Here is a 16,716-nt window from a genome sequence, read left to right as displayed (position 1 = left end):
TCAGGCCCCGCCGACAGGTGCGGAGCCCGGACCCTCGACCTGTGCGGTGCGGGACCGCGAACTCAGGCGCAGCGGGTCGCGGGTGGTCAGCGACCGAGCGGCGATGACGGCTGCCACCACAGCGAGCGCCACGTGCGCGATGTTGTACATGCCGATCGAACCGTCGGGATTGAAGACCAGCATGAGCCATGTGGACAGGGCGACCAGGATCATCAGGGTGCGATCCGACATGGCGAAGGCCGCGGCCACCGCGAGCGGCCACGAGTAGTACCAGGGCAGCGCTGCCGGGGACAGCAACGTCACGGCGGTGAGAGCCACGACGATGCCCAGCACGGCGTCGCGTTCGGTGCGGCGGAATCGCCACCATGCCCACACGAGGATCACCACGAGCGCGACCGCACACAGCATGCGGGTGACATCGAGGATCGATCCGAGTCGCCACGGCGTGATCCAGGTGCCCACGTGCGCGACCATGGTGGGGAGCGAGAGCCAGTTGATGATCTTCGAAGATCCGGACAGCGCCGTGAGCCAGCCGATACCCACGCCGGCGAGGAGCGAGGCACCGCCGAAGACCGCCACGAACACCGCGAATCCGGCGGCCGCCGCCTTGAAGAACAACCGCACCGGGGCCGCCGGTTCGCGCCCCTCGGCGAGCGCCCGGTCGCGTTCGTGGATCATCCACACCCAGACCAGGAACGGCAGCGCGATCCCGGCGGTGGCCTTGATCGCAGCACCCGCCGACACCAGGGCGATGCCGCCGACATGGCGGCCCTGGAGGACGAGCACGATGCCCGCCGTCATCAGACCGACCATGAGCAGTTCGTTGTGGACGCCACCGACGAGGTGGATGAGCACGAGGGGATTGAGCACCGCGAGCCACAGGGCGATCGCCGGGTTGCCGCCCATGCGGCGTGCGAGGCGGGGCACGGCCCAGGCCATGAGGAACAGGCCCGGCAGCATCGTCACCCGCCACAACCAGGTGCCCGACACGACATTGTCGCCGGTGACGGCCGTGATGCCGGAACCGAGCAGCAGGTGCACCGGACCGTACGGCGTGGTCGTGGTGGTCCATACGTTGCTCACGTTGTCGAGCAGGACGCCGGGGTTGACCACCGGGCCGTCGGTGTAAGGATCGAAACCGGCCCGCAGCATCGCACCCTGCGCCAGATACGAATATGCGTCGCGACTGAACATCGGCGTGGCGACGAGGAGCGGCGCGGTCCAGGCGGGCAGCACGGTCCACAGGTCGCGGAGGCCGACCGTGCCGGCGAGCGTCGCGCGCCCCACGCGGACCCACGCGCCGATCATGATCAGCACGCCCACCCAGAGGATGATCATCGACAGCAGTTGACCGTGACCGAACCGCAGCCACGACAGGAACATCTCTTCGAGAAGCGGGTCCTGCCGCCGGACGCTACCGGCGCCGAAGCTGCCGAACGTCATCAGCACCGAACCGCAGGTCCCGAGGAGGGCTGCGTTGCCGGCGGGGCTCCGCAGAAAGGCTGTGACCCTGCCGGCCGACGTTCTGCCGTCCGGCGCCCGGTTCTTCGAGGCAGGGAGGTCAGAGGGTGGGGACGCTGCCGAATCCGCCGCCGATCGGTCCTGCGGGTCGGCGTCGGGGGCGGCGGGGGACGACATGGGTGTGGGTTCCTCCCCGGAAGCGGTGCCGGCGCGGAGCGCAGGGTCTGGCGAACGATGTTGACGAACAGGTGCTGACGAACGGTGACAGTTTAGTGGAGGCGTGATGTCCCCGGCTCCCTAGTCCGTCGGGTCCGCGGGACCCCGAGCCGTTCGGCGGCCAGCCGTCCCGACATGAGCACAGTGGGGACACCGACTCCGGGAACCGTATCCGACCCCGCGAGCACGACATTCGGGAACCGCGGATCGACATTGCGACGACGGAACGGCCCCGTCTGGCGGAACACGTGCGCCGCGGCGAACGGGCTTCCGGCGATCATGCCCCGGGCGTGCCACGTGGCCGGCGTGTCGACGTGGTCGACCCGGAACTCGTTCGCGACGCCGCGGTAGCCGCGCGACTCCAGCACCGCGAGCAGTTCCCGGCGGTACGGGCCGGACAGCGCGGACCAGTCGAACGGCGCGCTGTCGAGATTCGGGCACGGTGCGAGCACCGAGAGCGGTTCGTGTTCTCTGCCGTCACGCTCGAGCAACTGTCCCGGGTCGGACAGAGCGGGCCGGGTGATGAGCAGAGACGGATCCGACATCAGCCGTCCACGGCCTCGCCGCCGGGTGATCTCGGCGAACGTGCGTTCCCACGCGCCACCGAAATCGATGACGTGGTGATGCCGGGCGCTCCATGCGCCCGAGACCGCGGTGGGGACGGTGCCGTGCAGCACGACCGCCGACGGTGCGGCGAGCGTCCGGCGACGCCGGCGCGCGGGCAGCAGGCTGTCCACCACGGGCGAGCCCGGCGTGAGCACCACGGCGTCGCATGCGTAACGGTCACCCGCCGCCGTGGATACCGCTGTGACACGCCCCGTGTCGACATCGAGCGCCGTGACCTCGCTGCCGAGGTGCAGGCGCCCGCCCGCACCGACGAACGCTGCGGCCATGGTCCGGGCGATCTGGCGCATCCCACCCTGGACGGTGTACACACCGAGTGTGGTGTCCATGTGCGCGATCGCCCCGTACACCGCGAGTGCCTGCGCGGGAGCGACCCCCGCGTAGAGCGCCTGGAACGTGAAGACCCGCCGCAGCCGCGGGTCGGTGACCCGGCGGCCCACCTGAGTGCCGAGTCGGCCGAACCCGCCGATCCGGAGCAAACGCAGCAGGTCGCGGACGGCGGCCGGAGAGGAGACGAGGTCGAGCGGCGAATCGAAATTCGCGTCCATGAAGCGGTCGTACTCCGCGTCGAAGATGTCCGCGAGCCACGCGCGCAGGCGCAGATACCGCTTCGCTTCCTCGGCTCCGCACACTCGCGTGATCTCGGCGGTCATCGCGTCCGGGTCCGAGTGGACGTCGAGGGTGCTGCCGTCGTCGAACCGGGCGTGATAGGCGGGGGAGAGCCGCGTCGTACGCAGTGGCGGATCCACGGAACCGGCATCGGCACCCACCGCGGCGAGTGCGTCGGCGATCAGTTCCGGCATCGTCAGCACCGTCGCGCCGTTGTCGATCTCGTAACCCGGGCCGGTGTACGTCCCGACGCAGCCCCCGACGGTGTCGGCGCGCTCGAGGACGGTGACCTCTTTCCCGGCGCCACGGAGGTGCAGGGCCGCGGCGAGGCCGGCGAGGCCCGCACCGACCACGACCACCCGGTGGGCTCCGGGCACGACGCGCGTGCCGGTCATCAGGCGGCGCGGCGCGTCGCGGCGACCGCCGACGCACGTAACCGCGCTTTGCCCTCCTCGGTGGCGCCGGACGCGTCGAGAGCCTCGAACGCGCTTTCGGTGAGGGCCGTGATCCGCTGCTCGACCTTGTCGACTGCGCCGAGGTCGACGAGCACGCCGCGGATCTCCTCGACCTGATCGTCCGTGAGGTCGGCGCCGATCGCCTCGCGCAGCGCTCGCGCGACAGCCGGGTCGGTCGCGTCCGCGGACTCGAGCGCAAGTGCGAGCAGTACGGTGCGCTTGCCGGACCGGAGGTCGTCTCCGGACGGCTTACCGGTGACGGCGGGGTCGCCGAAAACTCCCAGTAGGTCGTCGCGAAGCTGGAATGCGAGACCGATGTCGGTGCCGAACCGGCGATAGGCGGCGATCAGGTCGTCGTCGGCGCCGGCGAGCACCGCACCGATGTGCAGCGGGCGCTCGATCGTGTACGCCGCCGTCTTGTATCGGTTCACGCGCGTCGCGGACTCGACCGTCTCGTCCGACGCGACCTCACCGACGATGTCGAGGTACTGGCCACCGAGGACTTCGGTCCGCATCGCCGACCACACCGGCGTCACCCGTGCGAGTTGCTCGGCGGACAATCCCGATTCCCGCAGCATGTCGTCGGCCCAGACGAGAGCGAGGTCGCCGACCAGGATGGCAGCGGCCTCACCGAACTGCTCCGCCGAACCCTGCCACCCGGCGTTGCGGTGCCCGCTCGCGAACTCGACGTGCACGGTCGGAAAGCCCCGGCGGGTGGTCGACGCGTCGATGATGTCGTCGTGGACGAGCGCACCGGCCTGCACCAATTCGAGGGCCGAGCAGGCGCGCAGCACGGCGTCGGCGTCAGGTCCGGCCGGATCGCCGCCGGCGCCGAGCCAGCCGGTCCAGGCGAACGACGGCCGGACCCGCTTTCCGCCGCGCAGCACGAACGACTGGAGTGTCGCGACGGCGTCGCGGTATCCACCGCCGACCGAGTCGACCAGTTCGGCGCGGGTGGCGAAGAACTGCCGCAGGGCGTCCTCGACGAGTCCGGGGAGTGAGGGGGCGGGCACGGGATCGGCTCCGGTGGACAGGACAAACCTCCTGGTCGATGTGCACGGCACCGTCGGACGACCACGGTCCCGGCACCGCGGTCCACCCTATCGGGCCCCCGCAGGGGTCGCCGCGGACCGGACGCGAATGCCCGCGCCTTATGCTGAACGCGTGGAAAACGATCTGGTCAGGGCGACCGAGGACAGCGGAGAGTCCCGCACCCCATCCATCGTGGACCGTCTCGGTGCCACACGGTCCGGCAGGATTCCGTTCTCGGTCGAGTTCTCCCCGCCCCGGGACGCCGACGCCGAGGCGCGACTGTGGCGAGCCGTGCGCGCGTTCGAGCGCCTCGGCCCCGCCTTCGTGTCCATGACGTACGGCGCCGGTGGATCGACCCGGGACCGTACCGTTCGCGTCACCGGCGACCTCGCCGAAGAAACCACGATGCTTCCCGTCGCCCACCTCACCGCGGTGGGGCACAGCGTCGACGAGATCCGCGCGATGGTCGGTGCCTATGCCGACCGCGGCATCACCAATATTCTCGCGCTCCGTGGCGACCCGCCGGGAAATCCGCTCGGCGAATGGGAGAAGCACCCCGACGGTCTCGAGCACGCCGACGAACTCGTGCGACTGGTGCGCGACCTCGGCGACTTCCACGTCGGAGTGGCCTCGTTCCCGGAGGGGCACCACCGCTCGCCGGACCTCGACCACGACACCCGCTACCTCGTACAGAAGTTGCGTGCGGGTGCCGAGTACTCGATCACGCAGATGTTCTTCGATGTCGAGCACTACCTGCGACTGCGCGACCGGGTCGCCGCGTGCGATCCCGAACAGGCGGCCAAGCCGATCATTCCGGAGATCATGCCGATCACCTCGCTGCGCTCGGCGCGCCGGAGCCTCGAGCTGTCCGGTTCGAAGCTGCCCGCCGCGCTCGAGGAGCGGTTGGTCCGCGCAGCCGGAGACGGGCCCGAAGAGAATCGCGCCGCTGTGCGCGAGGTGGGCATCGAGGTCGCGACCGAGATGTGCGAGCGGCTGATCGCGGAAGGCGCGCCCTGCCTGCACTTCATCACGCTGAATTTCGCCCGCGCGACCAGCGAGGTGCTCTCGCGGCTCGGGATCGAGGTCCGTTCCTCCGTGCCGGCCGGGCAGCCGGTCTGAGACCCGGCCCGCCCGATCCCCGGGTCACGGCAGCAGGCGGTCCTTCCATACCGCGCGACCCGCGCTGCGGGCCCGCACGGATGCGGCGGTCAGCCACCCGAAGATGACGACGGACACCGGATGCGCGGCGATACCGAGGGCGTCCGCCGCGTCCAGGCGCTCGCCCCGCTCCGTCGATCGCGCGACCGCGCGGGACAACAGTGCCGCGCCGGTGCCGAGCACCCCCCAGCGGCGAGTGCGGCCACGCCCCGCCACCGCGGCGACGGCGGGAACGACGTAGGCGACTGCGTATGCCGTCACGACGGCTGCCGCGCCTGCCGGTGATCCGAACGCCGACCACAACCACCGCGTGTAGCCGCCGGTCAGCGTATGTCGGCCCTCGTACATCCGGCACGACACGAGCGGCCCGCCCGCCGCGACGACGGTGGTGCGCCCGGACCGCCGCAACGTCCGCGCCAGGTCGAGGTCCTCGGTCGGGCTCGCCGCGACCGCGGAATGGCCCCCGATCGCGCGGTAGTCGGCCGTATCGAACGCGAGGAACTGACCACAGGCGACGGCCATCGACGGACGACGGGTGCGATGGGCGACGGCGACCGGCAGTATCGAGAACCAGGACCAGAACAGCAACGGCTGCACCAGACGCTCCGTCACGGTGCCGGCAACCTGGTACGGCCACGGCGACACCAGTGCCGCCGATCGGGACCGGAGAAGTGTGACCGCCGCGGCGATCGCGCCCGGCCGTAGCCGGACATCCGCGTCGATGAAGACCACGACACCGGTCTCGTCCGGGTGGGACTCGGAGAAGGCGCGCTCGCACGCCGCGGCTTTTCCGGTCCAGCCGTCCGGGGGCGGCGTGCTCGATCGCACCACCGTGATCCGCGGATCGCTGTCCGCCGCGCGTCGTGCGATCTCGAAGGTGCCGTCGGAGGAGTCGTCGTCGAGCACGAGCACCCGCAGCCGCGGAACACCGCGCTGTTCCCGGAGGTCGGCGATCACGGATGCGATCCGGGGTGCCTCGTCGCGGGCCGGGACCACCACGGTCACCGATTCGGTGACGGCGGCTCCCTCGCGCAGGCGAGGCAGAGCGAACCGGTTGGCGGCCGCGACGACCGCTCCGTACAGAGCGGCACCGGCGCCCAACGCGACCACTCGGCGGGGGAGGCGGACCCGGCTCAGGATCGGTCCTCGTCGTCGGGCACCGTGGTGCGCCGGCGTACCGGGTCGCGGGTCCACCAGGCGAGTACGCCGACCAGGAGCGCGACACCGAATGTTGCACCCGCCATGATTCCGGCCCATCCGGCCAGGCCCCGGGTGTTCGGGTCGGAGTAGCGCACCTCGGCCCGCAGGGAGCTCACCTCTCCGGCGGGCAGCTTCCACGTCACGATGGAGTCGGATTCACGCGTGCCGTTGGTGGTCGCGACCCGGGCGGGGAAGGCGAGCGTGAACTGCACGTCGGTGCCCAGCGACGGGGCCGATTCGAGGTCGACCCGGCCGTTGAGCGAGACCAGGTCCCCGTTGCGCTGGAGGTTGAGCTGGAGCATCCCCGCACCCTGCTCGGACATCGTCATCAGCTGTTGCACATCGCCGAACGTCAGACCGCTGAAGTAGACCTGGCTGCCCACATAGCCGTCCTGCTCGTATTGCTGGACCTGGACCTTGCCCTCCAGCGACGGGGGTGCCACGAGCTGTGGGCCGGCGTCTTCCTCGTCGGCGGGAATGGTCGCGGCGACGATCTGCCCCGACACACGGTCGTCGGACGAGATACCCATCGACGCCTGGACCCGCAGACAACCGGTGAGGAACGGAAGGGCGAGAAGGACGAGGCCCGCGACCGCGAGGGCGCGGCGGACAGACATGGTGGACTGCTGCACGGGGAATATGGTGCCAGGCGCGGTCACGGTCGGCGGGCCATCCGGGTCGTTGCGGCGAGTCGCACCTCGGAGTCGTCCGGTGGCGTGGACACGAGGGACCGCAGTAGCGGAACGCCGAGAATCCCCATGACGACGAGACCGTAGATCGCGGAAAAGCGGAGTTCGGACGCCTGGAGGAACACGCTGTGGGCAAGGGCGGAGCCGAGCCACGTCCACAGGAACAACGCGATCGGGACGGTGTCGTGCCGGGGTGAGAGGCGTCTCGAGCGGGAGTCGAACACCAGAAGGACTGTGGCCATCGCCGCGGCGACCACCACCCAGCCCGCGTAGTTGGTGAGGGGAATGTGCGCGATGCCCGGCAGACCACCGCCGTTGCACCACACCCACTGGCCGTCCGCGACCATCTGGGGATCGAGGTACAGGTCCCAGCCCACCATCCCGACGGTGACCGCGGCGACGCGGCCCGGGGCCGTACGGGTGATGCGCGTGGCGACACACCACACGGGGTAGAGGCCGGCGGTCCAGGCGAGGGGAACCACGAGCGGTACGTCCGCCACGGCCGGACCGATCCGGTCGACCGCGTAGGCATAGCAGCCGTACGGGTAGCCGGTGGCGGTCCCGATCACCTCGGAGGCGAAACCCCCGCCCGCGGAGACCACGAACAGCACCGCGGCCCACCCGAGGCCGCGGCGCGCGGCGGCATGGGTGAGGGACGCTGCGGCGAGCAGGAGTACCACCGCGACCGTGACCCGGTCCCGCGCGGTTCCCTCGGTGAGCGGATAGGCGATCTGGGCGGCCACAGCGCCCGCGGCCAGTGCGACCGGCACGGCCGTCTGCCACGCCGGGACCCTCCGCCCGGTGCCGGCATCGGTCACCGGGAGATCCGGTTCCAGGTCCGCCGCAGTACACCGCCCCGTGCATCCGCGAGCACCGTGCGCGCGGCACTGCGGCCACTGGCGCCGGAGACCCCGCCGCCCGGGTGGGTCGACGCGCCCGTGAGATACATACCGGGAGCGTCGGGCACCCGGTAGCCGGACAGTTCGGGCAGCGGACGCCACAGGAACATCTGGTCGAGCGACATCTCGACGTGCATCACGTTGCCGCCCAGCAGTCCCAGTTCGCTCTCGATCGAGGCGGGAGTCTGCACGTACCGGTGCCGGACACTGTCGGTGAAACCGGGTGCGCGCAATTCCATCTCCGCGAGGATCCGGTCCGTCTCGCTCTCGGCGACCTCGTCCCAGCTGCGTCCACCGCTGAGCCGGTACGGATGCCACTGCGACCACAGGGTCACCTGGTGCTCGCCCTCGGGGGCGATCGTGGGGTCGATCGCGGAGAAGCTCATCCCGAGCACGGAGGGGCGCGGCGGCAGTTCGCCCGCCATCGCAGCACCGTGTGCGAGGCGAAGGTGCGCGCGATCGTCGACGAGCAGTTGCAGACCGGTGGTGGTGTCGGCGGGTTCGTCGGCGCCGAGGTAGCGGGGAAGAGCATCGGTGCCGAGTCGGAGCACCATTCCGATGCCCGGTCCCACCCGTACCGCGCGGCGCCAGCGTGTCAGTGTGTCGGGGTCGTAGCCGCCCTGCCCGAGCAGTTCGAGGGTGGTGAGGATGTGGCATCCGGCGATCACGGTGCGCGCGGTGAAGGTGCTACCCGACGCGGTGCGCACCGTCCACGTCGACCCGGTCCGGCGGATCTCGGTGACGGCATCTCCGCAGGTGACCGATCCGCCGTCCGACTCGAGGCGGGACAGGAGCGCCTGGGTCAAGGCGCCGCTCCCGCCGATCGCGCGGCCCGGTGGAAGCGTGTGCATCAGCGCGGCGAAGCCGACCATGGCGGCGGTGCCGGGTTCGGACATCGGCGGCCCGGACTGTGCGCCGAACCAGGCGAGCGCGGCCTTGAGCGGTTCGTCGTCGAAGTACTCGTCGAGCAGGGTGTCGCCCGTGGTCAGGAAGCGGCGCGACAGTGCGCTGCCGCCGTCCTTCGCGTCGAGACCCCAGAACGACGACAGCAGATGCCGGCCGGTCGGGGAGTTCGCAAACGACTTCATGACGGCGGCGCTGCGCGGTCCCCAGTCGGTCACGAAGCGGCGGTAGGCGTCGGCCTCCCGTTTGCCGGCTGCCTTCTCGATCGACACGCACGTCCGGTCGAGGTCGCGGTGGAACACGATCCCGGGACGGTCGGTGTTCGGAGGCGGCGGCGCGAAGGCCCAGGGATCACAGTCCAGATACCTCAGCCCGTGTGCGGCGAGGTCGAGTTCCTCCACGATGCCGGAGTGCCGCACCATGATGTGCGCCGACGACCCGCGGTCCACCGCGTAGCCGGGAAATCGTTCGACGGTGGACACGGCCCCGCCCGGCACGGTGTCACGTTCGAGCACGTGGACCGACCAGCCCTCCCGGGCCAGATAACACGCCGATACCAGCGCGTTGTGTCCCGAGCCGACGACGAGGGTATCCAGAACTGGCGTCATGAGGGTCCTGTCGAAGCGGGAGGGGCGAGATGTGGTTCGAGCGGAAGCGTGCGGCCGAGGACGGCGAAAGGCCGCGCGTCGCCGGTGAAGACGAATCTACGTACGACGTCCACGAAACCGAAGCTCCGGTACAGCCGCCACGCACGATTGTCCTCGCCCGGGACCTCCGGGGTGGAGAGCAACACGGTGCGTTCGGTGCGGTCGCGGAGAAGTCGGTACAGCAGGGACCGGCCGAGGCCGAGGCCCTGGATATCGGGTCGCACGTGCAGTTCGGTGAGTTCGAAATAGTCACCGAGGACCGACTCTATGTAGTCCTGCGTCCGGCCCGTGTGCCGCATCCCCGTGCGGACCTGCTGGTTCCACCACTGGTGCGGGTCGCCGCGGTATCCGTAGGCGATGCCGACGAAGGTTCCGGGGTCCTCGGGAAGCGCGACCGCGACGGCCTGCCATCCGGCGCGCCCGGCATGTTCGGACCACATCGGTGCGCGATGCTGCTCCGTCCCGCGCGGGTATCTCATCGCGGCTACGTAGACCGCCAGCAATTGGGGCAGGTGTGCCCGGAACGCCGCGGGGGACAGGTCGACGAAGATCGGTGCGCCGCGAGAGGGCTCGGGACGACGGTCGTTGCCCGTCTCGGCGGGCGGTTCGTTCGATGGGTTCACAGAGGATCGATGCTCGTCTGGGATCGGGGGCCGCCTTCTCTTGACGGGTTGTCGGTGGGTCCGGTTATCATTCAATACGTCGAACGCATGTTCGATACCGGTGATCCGGTGATGTTCGAGGGAAGCGAACATCCCCGGATCACTCCGGGCTCCTACCGGAACACCGGTAATACCACCATCGAGACCACGGTGGTAGGTGGCACTACCGGACACCGGTGGTGAGGTCGAGGAGGTGCACGGCATGTCCACCATAGATTTCGGCATACGAGGACCACGCCACGTTCCGGGCGAGTCGTCCCGCGGCGCCGCGCGATGCGCCGGGCATTCGACATCCGCCCGCGCGGCCACGCTGCTCCGCAAGGCGGACGCACTTCTGTCCGCGGCTGCCGGTGCGGACGCCCCTCCCGAGCGCTTCCGGCTCGCCTATCTCGCTGCGCTGCGAGGTGCGGGCGCGGTGGTGGCGGCGGCGGAGCTGCGCGCCCCGGCTCGTCCGCTGCGGCGGCCCGGCACACGCAACGCGTGGGTCCTGATGGCGCGCGCCGACGAGTCGTTCGCGGTTTGGGCGGACTACTTCGCCGATCGCTCCGCCACGCGCACCGCGGTCGAAGCCGGGGTGGCGCGAGCGGTGGATGCCGACGGCGCCGGCGAGTTCTACGACGAGGTGGGCCGCTTCCTCCACGACGTCGAGGACTATCTCGCCAGTGAAGAAGGTGCCGAAATCGCCTCTACGCGGTGACTTTTGTCCCCATCCGGCTCCCATTTTCGTGAGCCGTCCGGGAACTCGGCCACAGAGTTGGTGGTCCCGGGAGAGATGTACTCGTATTATCAACACCAGGCGGCCGTCAAAGTCGGCCCCCCGTCGGATTCACCCAGAATTCGGTGGCCACCGTTTAGTGCCGGGGGAGGTACCGTGCCACTCTCCGAGCACGAGCAGCGCATGCTCGATCAGATCGAGAGCGCGCTCTATGCTGAGGACCCCAAGTTCGCCTCGACCGTCCGCGGGAAGCGGCTGGGGATGGCGTCGAACCGACATCGGCTACAGGCCGGTGTGCTGTTCGTCTTGGGATTGACACTGTTGATCGCTGGAGTCGCGTTGCCGGTCAAGCCCGGTGGGTTCCCGGTCATCAGTTTGCTCGGGTTTCTGGTGATGTTCGCGGCTGGTGTTCTGCTCCTGGTAGGCGGTCGTCGACGATCGAATGCGGGAGACGCACCCACCCGGCCTGCTTCCGGGAGGACCGGCGGTACCGGACCTCGGGGCGGAAAGAAGTCCGGCGGAGGGTTCACCCACCGCATGGAGGAGCGCTTCCGAAGGCGCTTCGAACAAGACTGACGCATCACCGCTTCACACGTATTACGGCGCGACCCGACGGGTCGCGCCGTAGTCGTGTCCGGGGAGGTCAGCGGCCTGCGGGCGGCCTGGCGCGGCCGTATCTCCACGACGCCCCACCTTCCGGCTCGGTGTCCTCGACGGTCCTCCGGCGTTGTCGCGCCACCAGGGCTTTTGTCCGGCTACGTGTGATGGAGATCGCACCGGAACGTCGGCGTGTTCGGGGCCGCCGGCCGGGGGACGAAATCGCCCCCACTTTCCGCCACTACGGGTGAGCTGGAACTTTTGCCGCAACACACGCGAAACGGGTGCGGTAATCGGGCTGCGGTGGGGGAAAGTGGGGTACTGTGGGTCGCGGCGGGAGGCTGAGCCCGTCATAGACGAAAGATCCGTCCGACCAAGGCGGGAGGTGCCGAGTGTTCCTCGGTACCTACACGCCGAAGCTGGACGACAAGGGCCGGCTCACGCTGCCGGCCAAATACCGAGACGAGCTGGCGGGAGGGCTGATGATCACCAAGGGGCAGGATCACAGCCTCACCGTGTTCCCTCGGGAAGAGTTCGCTGCCTTGGCGGAGCGCGCTGCGGGTGCTTCTCGCAGCAACCCCCAGGCTCGCGCGTTCCTTCGGAGCCTCGCTTCGGGAACGGACGAGCAGCGTCCGGACGGTCAGGGCCGCATCACATTGTCCTCGGCGCACCGCAAGTACGCGGGGCTCACCAAGGACTGTGTGGTGATCGGCTCGGTCAAGTATCTGGAGATCTGGGACGCCGAGGCGTGGGACAACTACTTGGCCGAACACGAAGAGGACTTCTCCGAAGCGAGAGACGAGGCACTGCGCGACATCCTGTGACCGCGACATCTCGTGACGGAGCCACGGCTGCGCGGCGAATGCCGCGAGGTCTCTGCCCGACGCCGGCCCTGACGCACTTCCCCAGCGCCAGGTCCGGACAGGGAAGCCCCGACGCACTTCCCCAGCGTCAGGTCTCCCTCGCTCGGACAGAGACCTCGAGGCATTCGCCGTCGCCGTATCCGGAACCGGTGCGACACCGAGCATCTCGAACGAGTAACCGACAGACCGTATGCGGCCCGAGCAGGATTCCGGAGGAGACATGGTGGACGGCGAGGACGAGTCGACCGCGGACGAGCACGGAGAATTCGGGCATGTCCCCGTCCTTCTCGGCCGGGCCGTTGAGATCCTCGGCCCCGCGATCGAAGCGGTGGGCCCCGGTGGCGAAGGTGCGGTCTACGTCGACGCCACGCTCGGTCTCGGTGGGCACGCCGAGCACTTTCTGAGAACCTATCCAGGTCTTCGCCTCGTCGGACTCGACCGCGACCCGGATGCGCTGTCGATCGCGCAGAACCGGCTTGCTGAGTTCGCCGATCGCACCGACTTCGTGCACACGCGATACGACGGCTTCGCCGACGCGCTCGAGCAGTGCGGCCTCGACAGCGTCGGGTCCGTGCACGCCGTTCTGTTCGACCTCGGAGTCTCGTCGATGCAACTCGACGAGGCGGAACGCGGTTTCGCGTACTCCAAGGACGCTCCCCTCGACATGCGGATGGATCCCACCACGGGCATCACGGCCGCGGACGTGCTCAATACCTACAGTCACGGCGACCTCGCGAGGATCCTCCACACGTACGGGGAGGAACGCTTCGCGGGCAAGATCGCCTCCGACATCGTCCGCACCCGGGAGAAGACCCCGTTCCGCACCAGCGGCGAACTCGTCGAACTGCTCTACCGGGCGATCCCTGCTGCGGCGCGCCGTACCGGCGGCCACCCCGCCAAGCGAACGTTCCAGGCGCTGCGCGTCGAGGTCAACAGCGAACTCGACTCGCTGCGTGACGCGATTCCCGAGGCCCTCGACGCGTTGGCCGTGGGAGGCCGGATCGTCTTCATGTCGTACCAGTCCCTCGAAGACCGGGTGGTGAAGCAGGAACTCGCTCCTCGCGCGAAATCGCGCAGCCCCGAGGGACTCCCGGTGGAACTGCCGGGGATGGGACCCGAGCTTCGCATGTTGACCCGTGGTGCCGAACGCGCCTCGGACGACGAGATCGAGATCAACCCACGTTCGGCTCCCGTCCGCCTGCGTGCTGCAGAACGAATCGCCAGGAGGTAACCGATGACCGTACAGGTGGCGTCGTCGCCCCACCGCGGGCCGGCTCGATCCACGGCGGCGCAACGCGCATATCAGCGCCGGAACCAGCGCGCCGCGCAACTCGGTGTGCCTGTGGCGCAGACGCGCGGACGTACCACCGGAGGCGGTCGTGTCCGGACCCGAATCCCGTTCGTGGCCACTATTCTCGCTCTGCTCGGGGTGGGTATGGCCGCGACGCTCCTGCTCACGAGTGGTGCCGCGGAGGACACCTACCACCTGAGTACCGCGCGCGCCCACAACGAGACTCTGATTCAGCAACGAGCAGTGCTGCAGCGCGACGTCGAGGCAGGAAACTCCGCACCGGTACTCGCCGTGGAAGCCGCGAAGCTCGGCATGATCCCCAGTTCGCAGGTGGCGCGGATCGTCGTCGCCGAGGACGGATCCGTCCGCGTCGTGGGAGAAGCCGTCCCCGCCCAGGGCGCTCCTCCGGCTCCGCTCAACCGCGGGCGGGCGAGCACCGAGACACGTGGGCAAGCGCCCCTGTCGGGTAGTGCCGGCGTCGAAAACCCGCGCCCGCTGTCCGAGGTCGGTGAAGAACCGACCCCGCGCCCGAGCGGAACGGACGCGCTGGCCGAGAACGCTGCGCCCCGCCCGGCGAACCCGCAGACCGCCACGCCGGAGCTCCCGAATGCCGGGGCCCCCGGGGTGGAAGCGGAACAATTGGTTCCCGTGAGCGAGATGCCCCGACCCGAGGACGCCGCGCCGCAGGCCGCCGAGGCTCTGGGCGCCGGGCAACCGGCGGAGCCCGAGGACGGGCGCCGGTGACGCGAGGCTCCACCTCTCGCCGTGTACCGCCGGGTCGTGCGACACCGGCAGCACGCGGCGGCGCCCGACGCGCTCGACAGGCTCCGGCTCGTGGCGGCTCCACCGGCTTCGAGTTCCGGAACCGGATCGGGCGCGGGGTCATGTTCTTGGCGTTGGCCGCCGTCGCCGTGCAGTTGCTGGTGGTCCAGGTGTTCCAAGCGCCGACGCTGTCGGCCGAGGCTGCGAGCCAGCGGACCACCCGTCTCGTCGAACCTGCGACCCGGGGGACGATCGGCGACCGCAACGGGAACCCGATCGCCTACACGATGGAAGCGAAAGCGCTGACTTTTCAACCGGTCCGCGTCCGAAAAGAACTGGAAGAAGCACGCGAGAAGGACCCGTCGGCGCCTGCGACCGACGAATATCTCGAGGGCGTCGCCAAGGCCGTGCACAAGGCACTCGGTACGGCGGCACCCGAGAAGGACGTGCTGGAGAAACTCGAAAGCGACGAGAGTTTCGTCTATCTCGCGCGCGGGGTCGACCCGGGTGTCGCAGCCGAGATCGTCGAGGAATACGACATGGTCGGTCTCGAACGGCAGGACATCCGGCTGTATCCGGGCGGTTCCCTCGCCGCGAACATCGTGGGCGCGACGGGCTGGGACGGACACGGTCTCATCGGCCTCGAAGCCTCGATGGATTCGATGCTGGCCGGTACGGACGGTTCGTCGACGTACGACCGGGGTTCCGACGGTGCGGTGATCCCGGGCAGTTGGCGTGACCGGCAACCCGCCGTGAACGGATCGTCCGTCGAACTCACCATCGACAACGACATCCAGTACTACGTCCAGCAGCAGGTGCAACGTGCCCGCGACCTGTCGGGTGCGAAGAACGCGTCGGCGGTCGTCCTGGACGCGCACACCGGCCAGGTGCTCGCGATGTCCAACGACAACACGTTCGACCCGTCGATCGGGGTGGCCAACAACCCGCCCGACGCGGAGCAGGGCAACCTCGCGGTGAGTTCCCCGTTCGAGCCCGGGTCGGTGAACAAGATCATCACTGCTGCCGCGGCCATCGAGGACGGCCTCACCACCCCCGCCGAGGTACTCCAGGTGCCCGGCACCATCACCATGTCCGGTGCCACGGTCAAGGACGCGTGGGACCACGGGGTGGTCCCGTACACCACGACCGGCGTGTTCGGAAAGTCCTCGAACGTGGGAACGCTGATGCTCGCGGAGCGGGTCGGTGAGGACCGCTACGCCGAAATGCTGAACCTGTTCGGACTCGGGCAGCGCACCGAGGTGGGCCTGCCGGGCGAATCCGCCGGCCTGGTGCCCAGCCGCGAGCAGTGGTCCGGTGGCACCTTCGCGAACCTGCCCATCGGGCAGGGCCTGTCGATGACGTTGTTGCAGATGACGAGCATCTACCAGGCGATTGCGAACGACGGCGAACGCGTACCTCCGCGGATCGTCCGGGCGACGATCGGACCGGACGGGTCCCGGGAGGAGACACCCCGGCCGGACCCGGTGCGTGTCGTGAGCCCGCAGACCGCCGCGACCGTGCGCGACATGTTCCGGTCGGTGGTGCAGGACGACACCGGTAACCAGCGCGGGACGGGCACCGGAGCCGCGATCGAGGGTTACCAGATTTCGGGTAAGACGGGCACCGCCCAGCAGGTCGACCAGAACTGCAAGTGCTACTCGAATTCGGACTACTGGATCACCTTCGCCGGTATCGCCCCGGCGGACGATCCTCGGTACGTCGTCGGGATCATGCTCGACGCACCGACGCGCAGTGCCGACGGGTCCGGCGGTCAATCGGCCGCGCCGCTGTTCCGCGACATCGCGTCGTGGTTGCTGCAGCGCACCGGAGTGCCGCTGTCCACCGATCCGGGGAGCAAGTTGATCCTGCAGATCGACTGATCGTCCGACCGCCTGCTGCCCTTGCCCCGGCACGTCGGTAACGTGATACGCCG

15 protein-coding genes are annotated in these 16,716 nt (G+C 69.5%); 7 read left to right on the top strand and 8 right to left on the bottom strand.

Going from position 1 to position 16,716, the window contains the following annotated elements; translation table 11 throughout:
* The 3 genes from HF877_RS05570 to HF877_RS05560 form a co-directional block, all read right to left on the bottom strand.
* Nucleotides 1-1,638, bottom strand: coding sequence for an alpha-(1->6)-mannopyranosyltransferase A (locus HF877_RS05570; protein WP_169620178.1), 1,638 nt, complete (start codon nucleotides 1,636-1,638; stop codon nucleotides 1-3).
* A gap of 92 nt (nucleotides 1,639-1,730) precedes the next feature.
* Nucleotides 1,731-3,305 carry a phytoene desaturase family protein gene (gene crtI, locus HF877_RS05565; RefSeq protein WP_169620177.1) on the bottom strand — a complete coding sequence of 525 codons (1,575 nt, stop codon included), beginning with the start codon at nucleotides 3,303-3,305 and terminating at the stop codon, nucleotides 1,731-1,733.
* The gene (locus HF877_RS05560) at nucleotides 3,305-4,378 is read right to left on the bottom strand and encodes a polyprenyl synthetase family protein (protein WP_169620176.1); all 1,074 of its coding nucleotides are present in this window, start codon (nucleotides 4,376-4,378) and stop codon (nucleotides 3,305-3,307) included. Before HF877_RS05560 ends, crtI begins: the two co-directional genes overlap by 1 nt.
* A gap of 211 nt (nucleotides 4,379-4,589) precedes the next feature.
* Here HF877_RS05560 and metF point away from each other — a divergent pair, with 211 nt between their 5' ends.
* Complete coding sequence (gene metF / locus HF877_RS05555) at nucleotides 4,590-5,516, top strand: methylenetetrahydrofolate reductase [NAD(P)H] (protein WP_169620381.1); 927 nt, start codon at nucleotides 4,590-4,592, stop codon at nucleotides 5,514-5,516.
* A gap of 24 nt (nucleotides 5,517-5,540) precedes the next feature.
* Here metF and HF877_RS05550 read toward each other — a convergent pair whose 3' ends face one another.
* Genes HF877_RS05550 through HF877_RS05530 form a run of 5 tightly spaced genes read right to left on the bottom strand, consistent with a single transcriptional unit; the run spans nucleotide 5,541 to nucleotide 10,444 of the window.
* Nucleotides 5,541-6,665, bottom strand: a complete 1,125-nt coding sequence (locus HF877_RS05550; protein WP_346765071.1) for a glycosyltransferase — start codon at nucleotides 6,663-6,665, stop codon at nucleotides 5,541-5,543.
* A gap of 23 nt (nucleotides 6,666-6,688) precedes the next feature.
* Complete coding sequence (locus HF877_RS05545; RefSeq protein ID WP_240952066.1) at nucleotides 6,689-7,372, bottom strand: DUF3153 domain-containing protein; 684 nt, start codon at nucleotides 7,370-7,372, stop codon at nucleotides 6,689-6,691.
* A gap of 38 nt (nucleotides 7,373-7,410) precedes the next feature.
* Nucleotides 7,411-8,262, bottom strand: a complete 852-nt coding sequence (locus HF877_RS05540) for a carotenoid biosynthesis protein (protein ID WP_169620174.1) — start codon at nucleotides 8,260-8,262, stop codon at nucleotides 7,411-7,413.
* Nucleotides 8,259-9,854 carry an NAD(P)/FAD-dependent oxidoreductase gene (locus HF877_RS05535; RefSeq protein ID WP_169620173.1) on the bottom strand — a complete coding sequence of 532 codons (1,596 nt, stop codon included), beginning with the start codon at nucleotides 9,852-9,854 and terminating at the stop codon, nucleotides 8,259-8,261. The genes HF877_RS05540 and HF877_RS05535 overlap by 4 nt, the downstream gene beginning before the upstream one ends.
* Nucleotides 9,851-10,444, bottom strand: a complete 594-nt coding sequence (locus tag HF877_RS05530) for a GNAT family N-acetyltransferase (RefSeq protein ID WP_296549101.1) — start codon at nucleotides 10,442-10,444, stop codon at nucleotides 9,851-9,853. The genes HF877_RS05535 and HF877_RS05530 overlap by 4 nt, the downstream gene beginning before the upstream one ends.
* A gap of 268 nt (nucleotides 10,445-10,712) precedes the next feature.
* Between HF877_RS05530 and HF877_RS05525 the strand changes: the two genes are divergently transcribed.
* From HF877_RS05525 to HF877_RS05500, 6 genes are all read left to right on the top strand, one after another.
* Nucleotides 10,713-11,252, top strand: a complete 540-nt coding sequence (locus HF877_RS05525; protein ID WP_346765070.1) for an SAV_6107 family HEPN domain-containing protein — start codon at nucleotides 10,713-10,715, stop codon at nucleotides 11,250-11,252.
* Between the two features lie 174 nt (nucleotides 11,253-11,426).
* On the top strand, nucleotides 11,427-11,846 hold the full coding sequence (locus HF877_RS05520) for a DUF3040 domain-containing protein (RefSeq protein WP_169620171.1): 420 nt from the start codon (nucleotides 11,427-11,429) through the stop codon (nucleotides 11,844-11,846).
* Nucleotides 11,847-12,259: 413 nt separating this feature from the next.
* Nucleotides 12,260-12,691, top strand: coding sequence for a division/cell wall cluster transcriptional repressor MraZ (mraZ, locus tag HF877_RS05515; protein WP_169620170.1), 432 nt, complete (start codon nucleotides 12,260-12,262; stop codon nucleotides 12,689-12,691).
* A 259-nt stretch (nucleotides 12,692-12,950) separates the two neighbouring features.
* The gene (rsmH, locus tag HF877_RS05510; protein WP_169620169.1) at nucleotides 12,951-13,961 is read left to right on the top strand and encodes a 16S rRNA (cytosine(1402)-N(4))-methyltransferase RsmH; all 1,011 of its coding nucleotides are present in this window, start codon (nucleotides 12,951-12,953) and stop codon (nucleotides 13,959-13,961) included.
* A gap of 3 nt (nucleotides 13,962-13,964) precedes the next feature.
* Entirely contained in the window at nucleotides 13,965-14,765 is an 801-nt protein-coding gene (locus tag HF877_RS05505) for a hypothetical protein (RefSeq protein WP_240952031.1), read from the top strand.
* Nucleotides 14,766-14,890: 125 nt separating this feature from the next.
* Entirely contained in the window at nucleotides 14,891-16,663 is a 1,773-nt protein-coding gene (locus HF877_RS05500; RefSeq protein ID WP_346765080.1) for a penicillin-binding protein 2, read from the top strand.
* Nucleotides 16,664-16,716: the final 53 nt, after the last annotated feature.

It is taken from the genome of Rhodococcus sp. BL-253-APC-6A1W (assembly GCF_012843405.1).
Taxonomy (GTDB): Bacteria; Actinomycetota; Actinomycetes; order Mycobacteriales; family Mycobacteriaceae; genus Rhodococcus.
This window is presented reverse-complemented; position numbering and strand designations above follow the sequence as displayed.

Coding starts and splice junctions, on each gene's coding strand:
- HF877_RS05570 (WP_169620178.1), bottom strand. CDS start 1,638: ATGTCGTCCCCCGCCGCCCCCGACGCCGACCCGCAGGACCGATCGGCG.
- crtI (WP_169620177.1), bottom strand. CDS start 3,305: ATGACCGGCACGCGCGTCGTGCCCGGAGCCCACCGGGTGGTCGTGGTC.
- HF877_RS05545 (WP_240952066.1), bottom strand. CDS start 7,372: ATGTCTGTCCGCCGCGCCCTCGCGGTCGCGGGCCTCGTCCTTCTCGCC.
- HF877_RS05535 (WP_169620173.1), bottom strand. CDS start 9,854: ATGACGCCAGTTCTGGATACCCTCGTCGTCGGCTCGGGACACAACGCG.
- rsmH (WP_169620169.1), top strand. CDS start 12,951: ATGGTGGACGGCGAGGACGAGTCGACCGCGGACGAGCACGGAGAATTC.
- HF877_RS05505 (WP_240952031.1), top strand. CDS start 13,965: ATGACCGTACAGGTGGCGTCGTCGCCCCACCGCGGGCCGGCTCGATCC.